At 59.3% G+C, this 14,285-nt stretch carries 11 protein-coding genes; 8 read left to right on the top strand and 3 right to left on the bottom strand.

Annotation, left to right across the window (positions count from 1 at the left end; genetic code table 11):
* Nucleotides 1–256: 256 nt before the first annotated feature.
* The gene (locus VME63_RS17375) at nt 257–856 is read right to left on the bottom strand and encodes an AraC family transcriptional regulator (RefSeq protein WP_325434660.1); all 600 of its coding nucleotides are present in this window, start codon (nt 854–856) and stop codon (nt 257–259) included.
* Between the two features lie 692 nt (nt 857–1,548).
* On the opposite strand from VME63_RS17375, the gene VME63_RS17370 reads away from it, so the two are divergent.
* The 6 genes from VME63_RS17370 (at nt 1,549) to VME63_RS17345 (ending at nt 9,132) form a co-directional block, all read left to right on the top strand.
* Entirely contained in the window at nt 1,549–2,181 is a 633-nt protein-coding gene (locus VME63_RS17370; protein WP_325434658.1) for a response regulator transcription factor, read from the top strand.
* A 164-nt stretch (nt 2,182–2,345) separates the two neighbouring features.
* Nucleotides 2,346–3,038: an alpha/beta hydrolase gene (locus VME63_RS17365; protein ID WP_325434656.1), complete on the top strand. Its 693-nt coding sequence runs from the start codon at nt 2,346–2,348 to the stop codon at nt 3,036–3,038.
* 80 nt (nt 3,039–3,118) lie between these two features.
* Nucleotides 3,119–3,973 (top strand): alpha/beta hydrolase, encoded by an 855-nt coding sequence (locus VME63_RS17360; RefSeq protein WP_325434654.1) that lies wholly within the window; start codon nt 3,119–3,121, stop codon nt 3,971–3,973.
* Between the two features lie 33 nt (nt 3,974–4,006).
* Nucleotides 4,007–4,777, top strand: a complete 771-nt coding sequence (locus VME63_RS17355; protein WP_325434653.1) for an SDR family oxidoreductase — start codon at nt 4,007–4,009, stop codon at nt 4,775–4,777.
* Nucleotides 4,778–4,999: 222 nt separating this feature from the next.
* Complete coding sequence (locus VME63_RS17350) at nt 5,000–8,047, top strand: sensor histidine kinase (RefSeq protein ID WP_325434651.1); 3,048 nt, start codon at nt 5,000–5,002, stop codon at nt 8,045–8,047.
* Between the two features lie 239 nt (nt 8,048–8,286).
* Nucleotides 8,287–9,132 (top strand): MBL fold metallo-hydrolase, encoded by an 846-nt coding sequence (locus tag VME63_RS17345; RefSeq protein WP_325434684.1) that lies wholly within the window; start codon nt 8,287–8,289, stop codon nt 9,130–9,132.
* Between the two features lie 97 nt (nt 9,133–9,229).
* Here the strand turns inward: VME63_RS17345 and VME63_RS17340 are convergent, their stop codons facing one another.
* Both VME63_RS17340 and VME63_RS17335 read right to left on the bottom strand, forming a co-directional pair.
* On the bottom strand, nt 9,230–9,982 hold the full coding sequence (locus VME63_RS17340; RefSeq protein ID WP_325434649.1) for a hypothetical protein: 753 nt from the start codon (nt 9,980–9,982) through the stop codon (nt 9,230–9,232).
* A 74-nt stretch (nt 9,983–10,056) separates the two neighbouring features.
* A complete protein-coding gene (locus tag VME63_RS17335; protein WP_325434647.1) occupies nt 10,057–10,413 on the bottom strand; it encodes a YciI family protein in 357 nt (118 codons plus the stop codon).
* 349 nt (nt 10,414–10,762) lie between these two features.
* Between VME63_RS17335 and VME63_RS17330 the strand changes: the two genes are divergently transcribed.
* A complete protein-coding gene (locus VME63_RS17330) occupies nt 10,763–11,899 on the top strand; it encodes a glucokinase (RefSeq protein ID WP_325434646.1) in 1,137 nt (378 codons plus the stop codon).
* On the top strand, nt 11,896–14,229 hold the full coding sequence (locus VME63_RS17325; RefSeq protein ID WP_325434645.1) for a beta-N-acetylhexosaminidase: 2,334 nt from the start codon (nt 11,896–11,898) through the stop codon (nt 14,227–14,229). Before VME63_RS17330 ends, VME63_RS17325 begins: the two co-directional genes overlap by 4 nt.
* Nucleotides 14,230–14,285 lie beyond the last annotated feature (56 nt).

Here is a 14,285-nt window from a genome sequence, read left to right as displayed (position 1 = left end):
CATTCGCAACAAACTCCCTTTGCGCGCATCAAAAAATGCCGAGGCCTATCCCCCGCTCAGGTGGGGATAGGCCTCGTGCCGAACGTGCCGCTCGTGCGGGAGATGTGGGAGGGGCCGGGAGCGCCACGTTCAAAACTCCAACTTGTTGTGTTCTTTGGCACCCTGCACATGCGGGGTGTCATCGTTTGCAAGCATATCGGCCCAGGTCGTCAATTGCTTGCTCATACCATCAAGCACTTTGCCGAATGTGCGAACATCAAACCCTTTGGACGCGCCGGAACTCGCGCGGGGACGAGCCGAACCGCTTGAAAAAACTGCGGCTGAAATGACTATGCGTCATGCCCACCTCCATCGCCACGTTCGTAATGGACATGTTGGATTCCAAAAGAAGACTCCGTGCGCGGCTCAGGCGCCGCTGCCTGATGAACATGTGCGGTGGAATGCCTTGACTGATGGTGAATCTTCGCACGAAGTGCCAAGTGCTCATGTCGAGCATTTCAGCGAGTAAGCAAAGGGTGATCTGGCTGTCCAGGTGGTGCTCGATGTACCCCATGACCAAATCGACCTGGGGCTTGGAAAGAGCTTTTTCGACCCGCGTTGACTGCACCCCGCGGCCCGAGGCCGCGCACAGGCCGATACGGTATGCCACCAAGGTTGCAATGGCATCGACAAATGCGTAACACGGTTCGTCTTGCAGATCGGCCATGTCCCTGAGCTGGGACGCTGCGATGGAAATGAAAGCATCGCGCAAAATCAGGGGTTCCTTGAGTTCGAACTCAAAACCGCGCGTCACGCTTCGGATAAAGGTATCGTCCATGTGAAACGCAACAACATCGGCATCCTTGCGCCACGCCATCTCGCAGGGGAGACCTGCGGGCAAGATCAAAACGTCGCGGGATCCTAATGGGTGAACGATTGGTCTTCCCTCCCTGGATTGGTATGTCACCGTATATAAAGCATTCTCCATGGGTATGTTGATATTTACACCATCGGACACACCCGCTCGATAAAAGGCGACCGGGGATCGGCGGCAGATGAGCTCGAACTTTCCAGGGCTTGACAGAATGAAGTGCCTCATCGACGTGCCATCCCCAAACAAATCACTTCAAATGATTGCTTCCTGCAGCTTGGCGTTCGCGGCGTGGATGTTTTCCCCATTCCATCCCTCACCTACCGTCGCATCCAAGATTAGCCATGCGTCCACCACGACGGCTTCACTCTTTTGAGTGTAGTTTTGGGGGTGTCGTCGCAAGCCCTATCCTTTGCGTTCTGTGAGTTGACCTGCGCACAATCCCTATTTGAATCATAGCCTTGGGCGTTTCAACGCCACAAAGGCATTTTCACCCGATCGAGTCGCTTAACCGACCGAACAATTCAATTTTCACCCGGCAAGTGGGCCAAATAGACTCGATCGTGGCTGGGAAAAGAGGCCCGTCAACCTAGACTTGGTATCGGCCGTGATGGCTTGCCAAGTAACCCCCTGTCATATGGCCACTTGCGCCAAAACGCTTGCCGGCGTGAGAGCAGGCATATCAAGGAGGCATCGCGATGGTGAAGGATCAAATTATTCGAATTCTGTTGGTCGACGATCATCCCATGATGCGCGAGGGCCTTCGCTGCACGCTTGAACGAGAGCGCGATATAAAGGTGGTGGCTGAAGCATCCGATGGGCATGAGGCGATTGCGATGTTTCGCGAGCTTCAGCCCGAAGTCGCTCTCATTGACCTGCAGATGCCGCGGGTAGACGGTATCGAAGCCATCAGCGAGATTCGCAGCGACTACCCTGATGCCCGCTTAATCGTGCTCACGACCTATTCCGGGGATGGTCGCGTGGCAAGGGCCATGGCTGCCGGCGCAATCTCGTATTTGCTCAAAACGGCGTCCAGCGAAGAAATCGTTGAAACGGTACGACGTGCTTTAGATGGAAGGAAAGTCGTCACCCATTGGCTGCTTCATGACCTGCATGCCCATCACGGGTATGAGTCCCCAACCGCCAGGGAACTGGCGGTCTTGCGAAGAGTGGCGCAAGGCTTGACCAACCGCGCCATCGGTCTGGAGTTGCGCATTTCGGAGGACACAGTCAAGACCCGCATGAAGAGCGTTTCGGCAAAGCTGGAAGCCAAAGACCGGGCTCACGCCGTCACCATCGCCATGCGGCGCGGGTTTCTCGACGAGCCATAGACTCTCGCCCGCCTAAATGCGATCGCGTGCGTGCAATGCGCATAGATGCGGCAACCACATCACCGCCCTAAATCAATCCACGTCTGCCATACATACCCTTTCGGGTGGGATTTTTCTCGGGTTTTGCCTTTAGCTACCCCTGTTCGGGATGCGAGTGTCGAGCAATGAACGCCAATCATGTAACTGTCGTGTTTGCCCACGGTGCATGGGCTGACGAATCCAGCTGGGACAAGGTCGTTCAGATACTTCAAACCCGCGACGTCAAGACCAGGACGTTTCGTCTTCCTCTATCGTCGCTTGCCGACGATGCCGCCGCGTTGGACAAAACCTTGGCCGACATCGATGGTGCGGTCGTCCTCGTAGGGCACGCTTATGCAGGCGCGGTCATCGCATCGACGCGCAACAAGCGAGTGCGCGCCCTCGTCTACATAGCGGCATTGGCTCCCGATGAGGGAGAAACTGTCGCCGATGTCTTCAACCGCTACGGGCACGATGAGACGACGCCACAGCTCGCGCCCGACAGTGATGGATGGATCCATCTCCCATCCGGGGCATTTGCCGCCGCTTTTGCCCAGGACGCCAGCCCTGATGAGCAAAGGATGCTGGAGAAGGCCCAATTGCCCATTTCAGTCGCTTGCATCACCGTCCCTGTCGCTAAGCCGCTATGGCGCAGCGTCCCCTCGTGGTTTCTTGTCGCGGAACGCGATCACATGATTCCGGAAAAGACGCAGCGTTTCATGGCCGAACGAATGAAGGCCAGCATCGATGCTCAACCTGTCGATCACGTCCCCATCGTCACAGCGCCCGACGCCGTCGCGAAAATCGTGTTGGAGGCGATATCTGGTAGCGACATCTGACACCAGAAGCGGCCTGTACGCGTGGCCGACAACGGCAACCCGGCACAACGCACCCTGCCAAGTTCAAAGGAGATCCCTCCATGTCCACCATCCACTATCGCAAAGCCAACGCTGACGGCTTCAATGTGTTCTACCGGGAATCGGGGTCGAACGGAAAACCGAAACTGCTTTTGCTGCATGGATTTCCAACCTCCAGCCACATGTTTCGCGATCTCATTCCGCTACTGAGCGATGCATTTCATATGGTCGCCCCGGACTTGCCTGGATTTGGGCTGTCCGATATGCCCACGCGTGAAACGTTCAAATACACGTTCGACAATATCGCAAACGTCATTGATCGATTCACCGAGGTGATCGGTTTCGATAAATTCTTGATCTACGTGTTCGATTATGGCGCCCCGACCGGCTTTCGAATTGCCGTCAAACACCCCGAGCGGATAACCGGCATCATCTCTCAAAACGGCAATGCCTACGTGGAAGGCCTGAGCGATGGATGGAATCCCATCCGCGCCTACTGGGAAAGCCCGACCACGTCCAATCGAGAAGCCTTGCGCGCCTTTCTTTCGCCGGAAACCACGCGCTGGCAATACACCCATGGCGTGGCGGACGAATCCATGGTTTCACCTGATGGCATTGCGCTCGACAACTTCTATCTGGCGCGCAAGGGCATGGATGACGTGCAGCTGGATCTTTTCCTTGATTATCAGAGCAACGTGGCTCTCTATCCGACGTTTCAGAGTTACTTTCGCAACCACCACCCGCGCTTTCTGGCAACCTGGGGCAAGAACGACCCCTTCTTTCTGCCTCCGGGCGCCGAGGCGTTCAAGCGCGACATCCCCGGTGCGCAAATTCGTTTCCACGACACGGGTCATTTCGCCCTCGAGACGCACGCAAGGGCGATCGCTGAAGACATCCGTGGCTGCTTCGCTACCTGACCCCTACCCTGCGGAGGCAAACAAGAGGCTGCCATGGCAAATACAACGGCTATCGTGACCGGTGCCAGTCAAGGGATTGGCAAAGCGACCGCGCTGCGGCTGGCAAAGGACTTTCAGGCACTGGTCCTGGTGGCCAGGGACCTGGGCAACTTGCAACAAACGGCTGAATCCGTTCAGTCGCTGGGCGCCAAGACATTGGTCATCGATCTTGATCTCGCCGAGAAAACGGCAGCAAAGATCGTTATCGAGAAAACGCTGGCCGCCTTCGGTCAAATCGATGCTCTGCTCAATATTGCCGGCGCCGTCCCTCAGGTCGATCTTTTCGAGATGACCGACGAACAATGGGATGCAGGCATGGCACTCAAGCTTCATGGCGCACGACGGCTCACCATCGAAGCATGGCCGGCACTGAAGCAAAGCGGGGGTTCTGTCGTATTCACCTCAGGCAATTCGGCGATTTTTCCCAAGGCTCCGTATGCGGCCGTTGGGACCATCAATGCCGCCATCATCGCGCTGGCCAAAGCCTTCTCCGATCGCGGCATTGCCGATGGCGTGCAGGTCAACAGCGTGTTGCCTGGGCCCGTCATGACGGGCCGCCGTCGCTCATACCTGGAGCATTGGGCTCCCCTGCACAATATGACGGCCACCGAGGCCATGGAGCGCTTTCCGCGCGATGCGGGTATTGCACGATACGGGACGCCCGAGGAGATTGCCCAGCTGATGGCCTTCCTGGTTTCTCCTTCCGCCCACTGGATGACGGGTGCGATGCTTCGAATGGATGGGGGCGAAGTCAAATCCGTGTAAGGCATTTGCGCAAGCACCTGCCGGAGGTGCCGCGAGTGCCGCAAAGACTTCGTCGATCGGACCGGCGCACGAATGCGCCCCCGATGCGGCAGTTATTGCCAAAGCAGCTAATGAATTGGCCGGCGTACTCCACGCCGCCTCTACGTTGCCGTAACATCGTGCGATGCGGTTTGGCCTTCTTAGGCGCCGCAATGGGGGCGTTTCGCGCCGGGGAGATTGAGGATGGTTCAACACGTCCGTCGCCGTGCGCAGATCATCGCGCCCCGGCTAATTGGATGGCTGTTTCTCCTCGCCACGCTCTTGGGGCCGTGCCTTGCGCGTGCCGAGCCGTTTCCATGGACGCTCTCCCGTTATCAACACACCGCCTGGACTCGTGAAAACGGAGCGCCGACCGGCGTCACCTCCCTGGCTCAAACGCCGGATGGCTACTTATGGATCGGTAGCAACAGCGGGCTCTACCGGTTCGACGGGTTGCACTTTGAGCATATTGAAACCGTGGATGGTCAACCGCTTCCCACGTTTTCTGTGTTCAGCTTATACGCCAGCGCAGATGGTGGACTATGGATCGGTTATGAATTTGGGGGAATAAGCGTCATCAGGGGAGGCCATCTTACGCAGTACGGCCCCAAAGACGGACTGCCCGAGCACGTCGTCATCAACGCGATTACGCAGGACCGCCAGGGTGTGATGTGGTGCGCCTCGATCGGGATCCTCTACCGGCTCGTTGACGGTCGCTGGGAGAAAATCGGCTCCGATGTTGGCATCAAGGGCAACCGCGCTTCGTTCGTGCGTATTGCGCGCAATGGCGCTTTTTGGGTTGGAACGCCCGCTGGGCTGTTTTATCGAGCACCTGGCGCAAAACAATTCGTAGCCCTAGATGAAAAAGGGTTCGTGATTGACATCGAGGAAGCGCCAGACGGGAGCATGTGGGTTTCTTATGCTCAAAAGCTTATAGAGCGCTGGATAACGACAACCCCTGGACCAACTCTGGAGCCCGGGACGCTGACGTCTCCCCGCATCGGCTATATCCACTTCGATCACCAGGGCGGACTGTGGATCAACGGATTAGGCGACGGCATACATCACATCACGGCAGAAGCCATCAGCAGTAGTGCGGACCTATCCGCATTGAGCGCCGGCGTGGAAAGTTTTAATGCCGTCAATGGCCTCAGCAGCGATTATGCGTGGCCGCTGCTTGTCGACCGGGAGGGCAATATATGGGTTGGCACGAGCGCCGGCATCGATCGATTTGGCCAACGCAATTTTACCCCCGCACCCTTCCCACCCGGCACCCAGGACTTTGCATTGGCAGCCGGTGCCCATGGCACCGTTTGGACGGGGAGCAGCACACAGCCCGTCATGCAGCTTGATGGCTCGCAAATCCACACGTTCGATATTCCGCCAAACTCCCTGGTGGCCTATCGAGACGCGAATGGCGAGGTGTATTTCGGCACCGATAGCGGCATATGGAAGGTCAGCGAGACAGGTGCCAGCCACCTCGCAAGCCTCCCGAAGAACGAGGACGACAAGTCCGAGGTTGATGCCATGACCAAAGACTTGCATGGCACATGGTGGATTTCCATCTTTTCCTCCTACCCCGAGCGGATGGGGATATATACCTGGATCAACGGCCAGTGGGAAAAATCACCGGTCGAAGGGCTGGCTCACGCCCTCTATTCCGATTCCAGCGGGCGAATCTGGGCAGGCTATCTGGACAATCGACTTGCGGTGTTCGACGGAAACCAAGTCACCCTATTGACCGCCGCCCAGGGCCTGACCATCGGCGACGCGAAGACCTTCATGCAGCATGGCCAGTTTTTGTGGATCGGCGGCAGCAACGGGCTGGGCTACATGGACGGCTGGCGCTGGAAGATGGTTGGGTTGTCTGATGGGGGTTCATTAAAAAACGTCACCGGAATCGCGTTCTCAGACCAGGGCGACATGTGGGTCAATACCCTCTACGGTGTTTTTCAACTCCCCGCGCCTGAAGTACATGAAGCCGAATCGAATGCGTCACACGCGATGCATTTTAGAAAATTCGATACGCTGGACGGACTGCCCGGCACACCGGCGCTGCAAATACCGCTGCAGTCCGTTGTAAAAGGAACCGACGGGAGGCTCTGGTTTGCGACCGAAAATGGCGTGGTATGGCTCGACCCTCGCCAGCTTGTCTCCAACCTTGTTCCGCCGCCCGTTGTCATCGATGCGATTGACGCGGACGGAAAATCCTATACGCCTCAAAACGGCCTCGTTTTACCCGCAAATACCAAGAACGTTCACATCACCTTCTCTGTCCCAAGCTTGACCATGCCTGAGCGCGTTCAGGCAAAGATTCGATTGCGCGGTCAGGACAGCGATTGGCGCGATGTTGGGCAGCAACGTGTAGCCAGCTATACCAACCTGGCGCCTGGAAGCTACCGCTTTGATGTCGCGGCGGCAAATAATGACGGCGTCTGGAACGATGCAGGGGCTCATCTTAAGTTCCGCATAACCCCAGCGTTTTATCAAACCTTATGGTTCAAAGCACTTTGTGCACTCATAACCATCCTCGCCATTTGGCAGGCATTTTCATTTCGCGTTCGGCAGGTCAATCACCAGCTGCGCATCCGCTTGGAGACGCGTCATGCGGAACGGGAACGCATCGCACGCAATTTGCACGACACCCTGTTACAGAGTTTCCCTGCGCTTCTGTTAAAACTGCAAGATGGCGTGAACCAACTTCCAGCGGAAACGCACGGGCGCAACGCCTTGAATCAAACGATCGACCTCGCTCGCAAGATTGTCGAGGAAGGCAGGGATCAGGTATATCAGCTGCGCTCGCAAAGCTGCGGAGATCTTGTAGAGGCGTTAACGAACTTCGCCACGGAACAGGCCGCGCATTCTGGTATGACCGTGGACATATCGGTCAAGGGAGAGGAGCAAAAGCTCAAGCAAGAGATTTTTGAGGAAGCATTATTTATCATGCAAGAAGCGATTCTCAACGCGTCCAAGCACTCGGACGGACGCGTTCTAACCATCAGTTTGGATTACCGCAGCGAATCGCTTCTGCTAAAAGTACAAGACGACGGCCAGGGAATTGATCCGATTATCCTGGCGGCGGGTGAGAAACCAGGTCACTGGGGCCTGATCGGCATGCGTGAGCGCGCTAAGCAAATGTCGGCGAGGGTTTCTATCGAGTCGCAATCGGGCCAAGGAACCTGCATCAGGCTTTGTATCCCGGGGCGTGTTGCCTATTTGGGGCTTCTGCGAAATGGACTGCTCAAAGATTAAGGCATTGCCAGCCTATGCCAAGCTGATTCCATCCATGCAACGTGCTTTTAGAAATCAACCCTTATCTTGACCCGTTTAGGCACTTTACCGAAGATGGGCGCCCTACCCCTGATAACGCGCTCCAATCGCTATACTGGCGCTGTAATAACTGCACAGTTATTTACCCTTGCGATGGTATCCTTGCGTCGTTTTCAGCGTTATTGTCGGGTGCAATCCTGCATGCAGGGGGCGTGAGCGCGATGCTGAGCTGGCAGGTGGGTCAGGTAAAAATTACTCGCATTGTCGAGATGGATTTGCCGGTGCCGGCCGCGCTTATACCGCAGGCTACGGCGTCGGAACTGCGCAAGTCGGCATGGCTTTATCCGTATTTCGTCAGCGATGACGATGCCACCCTCAATCTGAGTGTCCACGCGTTGCTGGTCGAGGCGCCGGGGATGAAACTGGTGGTGGATACCTGCGTCGGCAACGACCGGCCGCGCGAGATCACCGGCGGCGAGCCGTTGTCGACGCCGTTCCTGCAGCATCTTGGCGAGGCCGGCTGGTCGCGCGACGGAGTCGATGTGGTGGTATGCACGCATCTGCACGTCGATCACGTCGGCTGGAATACGATGCTCGAGAACGGCAGATGGACGCCCACCTTCCCGAAGGCACGCTATCTTATCGGTCGGCGCGAGTACGACTTCTGGAGCACGTACGACGACGAGGAGCAACAGGCGATGCTTGGCGATAGCATCAAGCCGATCTTCGACGCCGGCCTTGTCGAGCTGGTGGAGATCGATCACGTGATCTCGCCGGAAATTCGGCTCACGCCTTCGATCGGCCACACACCGGGCCACGTCAGTGTGATGATTGAGTCCGAAGGTGAGCGTGCTGTGATCACCGGCGACATGATGCATCATCCCAGTCAACTGGCGCACCCGGACTGGATGTTTGGCGACAGCGATCCGAAGGCCGCCATGCTCACCCGCGAACGGCTCTTCGCCGAATGGGCGGACCAGCCGGTTCTCGTCATCGGCACCCACTTTGCCGCCCCTACCGCCGGGCGCATTTTTCGCGACGGCGTGGCTTACCGATTTGCGGTCTGATGCCCTTGGCCGCATTTGCGGCCTCGGTAGCAGGCTGGTTGGCGCTTGACATCGCGATCTCGCGAGCCGCTTTACACGTGTTCAAACAGTGCCTGCATCAGTGCGCGTGCATGTCGGCGGGCGTTCCATCGGACCAGGTAGGCGCGGGAATCAGAAACACCAGAATGGGCGGCAGCGCTTTCATGTGGGGCGGTTGGTTCTCGGCGATGAACCAATAGGGGCAGGACATGACCGGCGAGCCCGCCGCACCGGAACCCCAGTCTTTGGGGTCCTTGACCAGGGTGTCGAACATGAGATGAGGCATATTGTGCCCACCTTCGTCGGTGAGATACGAGGACTTGGACATCATGTAATCCATCGCACCGTCCTCGATGGGCGGCAGCTGTTTATGTTCGTAGGCGGCGTTGAGTGCCGATAGCATTTCCGCCTTGGAGCGACCGGCCATGGCCATCTTCGCGCGCAGAACCAGGATGGGCACGATCGAACGTGCGGCTTGGGGATTGAGGCAATCGGCAGCCCTTATTTTCGGGCTCCAGAATTCGGGCCAGTCGAAGGGGCCCGACCAACCTCTAGCCACCAGGCATACAAAACCGTTCTTGCCCTGGGCTGCTGTTTCATAGCCCTTGCGCCCCAGCACCAGGACCGTTGCGTCACGGGAAATGGATGCGGGTGCCGCGCTGCGCGCCAGCGCAATTTCCGCGCTTGGATCGGCCATCAGGTATTGGTCGATCGGGGCCATTTTCGGATAGGGCGTCGCGGCGTTCTGTGCCATCGACATGTGTGCTATCCCAAGCCCGGCAAGCAGGATGGAGCCGTTCATCAATAAAGCGCCGATCTTGTTTTTGCGCATGATCCCTTCCTCGCCGTCAATGAGGTTGCGTGCGCGATGTTTTGCGCAGTGTCCGTTCGTGTTTGCCGTACCGCCTAGCCCGGTTCGGGGGCGGGATTGAAGAAAATTTCCCGCACTTCGACCACACCTTGCAGTACCTGGGCGCCTTTGCGCACCCACGCCAGCGCTTGGTCAAGGCTCTCCGTTTCCAGTATCCACAGGCCACCTACGTGCTCTTTCGTTTCCAGGTACGGTCCGTCGGTGACGATCACTTCGCCGTTGGCCTGCGACCGCAGTGTCGTTGTCTTCGGGCTCAAGCCACACGCGAACTTCCTGACGCCCGCAGCGATCATTTCCCTGTTCAAGGCGTGGATGGCTTCGATGGTTGCCTCGGTTACCGACGACGGATCAAAGTCATCGGGGAGGTAACTTGAGATGAGATATTGCGGCATTTTGGTCTCCTGATGGACTCATCGGCCAGGCGGGTGAACCGGCCTCCACTGTAGTGACGAACGGCAACGGTGGATTTCGACACGCCGTGCGGAAAAATCTCCCCTGCCCGGCCGGAAAACATAGTTCCGTCATTTCTATCCGCGCAGATTGTTTGTGCAGCGCCGGATTGACCTGCGACTGCTGCACGGTCTTGGCGGGGTGGTTTGATCACGCTGACCGTATATTGCGATTTTCGTGCCGCCCTACCTCAACGGGTACTCGCCTGTTGCCTGCCAACGCGGCGATCGGCATTGACGTTGCATCATCCGCGGCGGCCCGCCCCCGCTTGCAACCCTGGCCTGAGCCCGGATGGTGCGCCCCCACTTGACACCGGTGTCAATTACGTTACAGGCTGATAACAGTTCCAATGCCGGGGGTGCGGCGGACGTGGGGATTGATCAGTCGGATCGACAAGTCCGGATGGCGGCGACGCCGTTTCTGGTGGCCGATATTGGCGGCACGCACGCACGTGTTGCGCTGATGCGCGGCACGCACGGCGACACGGGCGATATCGAGATGCTCGCTTGCCGCGTCTTTGTCTGCGCGGCGTTTTCAAGGCTGTCAGACCTATTGCAGACCTTTCTCGCTGCCAACGTGCAAGAGCCGGTGAAGCACTGCGTGCTCGCATGCGCGGGGCAGATCATGGGCGACGAGGTGGTGAACGACAACCTCGCCTGGCCTATCCACCTGACCCCGTTGCGCGAAGCATTGGCGCTGGACGAGGTTGCGGTGCTCAACGACTTCGAGGCGCTGGCTTTCGCACTCGAAGGTCCGCTCACGGACGGCGGCCGCCACCTGTGCGGACCGCAGGCGTGTTCCAACGGCCCAACCCTGGTGATCGGACCGGGGACCGGCCTCGGTGCCGCCGCGCACATCGCGGGGCCTGATGGCGGTTTGGTGCTGCCGACCGAGGCTGGCCAGATGGATTTCGCGCCCAATTCCGTGCGCGACCGCGAGGTTCTGGCGCAGTTGGCGCCCCAAGGCGGCTACGTGGCGTTTGAACGCATCGTGTCAGGCCCCGGCTTGCTGACCATCTACCTGACCTTGTGCGCACTGGATGGGCAAGCGCCAAGACTGAACACGCCCGAGGCCGTCACCGCCGCAGCCCTGGCCGGCGGCGATGCGCATGCCACGGAGGCCGTGGATATGTTTTGCGCCGCGTTGGGGAGTTTTGCCGGCAACCTTGCGATGGTTTTCATGGCCACGGGTGGTGTGTACCTGGCAGGCGGCTTTTTGTCTTCCCTCTTCGATCTGCTCGCGCGCAGCCCCTTCGAGGAACGATTCCTGCACGGTCGCAGCGCGCGCGCACTGCTATCGCAGGTACCGGTGTGGGTCACCGAGCACGGTCTTCACGGTGTGCGCGGTGCGGCGCGGTGGTATCTGAAGCAAGGCACGTTCAAGCCAGCGGCATCGCGGCATGCCGCAACACATGGCGCGAGTGTATGAGCCACGTCGCGACATGGTCCATTTTCCGCTGCGTAGCCATCGCGTGGCTGGCGATGACAGGTTCGGCCATCGCAGCGCCGGCCATTCATCCGTGGTCGTTGCTGCCGCAGCCGGTCAAGGCCAGCCCCGCCCCATCCGGGGCTACGGAAATCGCCGATGGCGCACAGATCTCGATACGTGGCGCGGACCACCAGCAGGTGCAGTCCATTGCAGAACAATTGGCGCAACGCGTAGCCGACACCAACGGCTTGCACATGCGCGTGACGACGGGTACCACGCATGCGGCGATTACGTTCGATGTGGAACCCGATGCCGATGTCGCGGACGACGCCGGCTATCGCATCACCATAGGCGATGCCGGCATCGTGGTCCGCGCGCGCACGCCGCGCGGTGCGTTTTATGGCAGCGTCACGCTATGGCAATTGCTGACGCCGCCCGGCTGGATTCGCGGTGAGCCGGTCGAGGTGGCTGACGGCACCATCGACGATCATCCACGCTTTGCGTGGCGCGCCCTGCTGCTCGACTCCGGACGGCATTACCAAAGCGTGGCCGACATCAAGCGCCTGATCGACTGGATGTCGCTCAACAAGCTCAACGTATTGCTTTGGCACCTGACCGAAGATCAGGGTTGGCGTCTGGAAATCCGCAAGTATCCCCTGCTCACGGACATCGGTGCGTGTCGCAAGGCGGTGGGCCTGGACAGCGAACTGACCGGTTCGGCCGAACGGCCCTATTGCGGCTTCTATACGCAGGCGCAAGTGCGCGACATCGTGCGCTATGCCGCCTCGCGCTATGTGGACATCGTGCCGGAAATCGATCTGCCGGGACACGCGCAGGCAGCCATCGCCGCCTATCCGTGGCTCGGCGTTACCGGCAAGCGCCCGACGGTGTGGACCGATTGGGGCGTCAGTCCATGGTTGCTCAAACCCGATGAAAAGACCCTGCACTTCGTCGACGACGTACTCGACGAAGTGATGCAGCTGTTCCCCTCGCATGACATCTCCATCGGTGGCGACGAGGCCGACAAGCAGCAGTGGAACGCCTCCCAGGAAGTACGCGCTCGCATGCACGCATTGGGCCTGGCGAACATGGATCAGCTGCAGAGCTGGTTTACCAACCAGGTCGCCGCGCACCTTATCGAGCACGGGCGCACGCCGGTGGGCTGGGACGACGAGCTGGTGGCCGGCGCAACGCTGCCGGCATCGCAAGTGGTGATGTCCTGGCACGGCGACGACAACGAACGCGTGGCGCTGACGGCCGCCAGGCAAGGTCACGACGTGGTCATGACGCCGCAGGAATCGCTCTACTTCGACCACTACCAGTCCGGCCTTCCCGACGAATGGCCCGGGCCGCCGCCCGCGGCAACGTTGCGGCAAGCCTATGACACGGCCATCATTCCCCAGGGCGCAGACGCGAACGAAGCGCGGCACATCATCGGCGTGCAGGCCGGCCTGTGGACCGAGCAGATGCCTACCTTTGCCCACGACCAGCACGCGGTGTTCCCGCGTATCGCCGCATTGTCGGAGCTTGGCTGGTCGCCCGCGAGCGCGCACGATTGGAACGACTTCCTGCAACGCATGCCGGCGGAACTGGCGCGCTACCGCGCGCTCGGTATCGTCTACGCCGACAGCGCGTTCGCGCCGGTCTTCGACGTAACGGCAGCGGCAGATGCCACGTTCCATGTCGCGCTATCCAATCAAGCCGGATTCGGGACCATTCGCTACACGACAGATGGCTCTGAACCCAACAGCCAATCTACGCCGTATGCGAAGCCGCTCACGTTGCCTATCCACACGACTGTGCGGGCCGCAACGTTCGCGCCCGATGGTTTCGAACTCGCTGCACCACGCGCGCAGATGCTTGATGAAGCGACCTTGCGCAGTCGCGACAGCAGTGCCCTGCAGACCTGCTCCGGGCAACCGGGCACGCGGTTGGAGGGCAGCAGGCCAGCGCATGGGACGCCACCGCTCTATTCGGTGGACATCGGAAACATGTGCTGGTCGTGGCCGCAGGCGCCGTTGCAAGGCGTCAAGCACGTTGCGATCACCATCGAACGCATGACCTGGCGTTTCGGCGACGAGGCCAGGGACGCGGTGGTACGTCACGCGACTGGCACTGCCGGCGCGTTCGAGCTTCACGCCGATTCTTGCACCGGGCCGCTGCTTGCGCGCTTGCCGCTGGAGCGCGCGCTGCAGGCGCAAGGGCAACACCGTTTGTTTGCAAACATCGCCATGCCGGTGGGGGCCGGCGTCCGCGATGTGTGCGTCTTCGCCACCGGCGATCCACGTGATGGCCAATGGGCGCTGGCGCGCATGACGTTTTCAGAATGAGCGCCGCACGGGAGTAGCACCCGCGCGGCAGCACGCAATGCATGGCTTTGGCTCAT

The organism is Dyella sp., from assembly GCF_035503745.1.
GTDB lineage: Bacteria > Pseudomonadota > Gammaproteobacteria > Xanthomonadales > Rhodanobacteraceae > Dyella_B.
The sequence above is the reverse complement of the archived record's forward strand: the minus strand, read 5'-3'. Positions and strand labels throughout refer to the sequence as shown.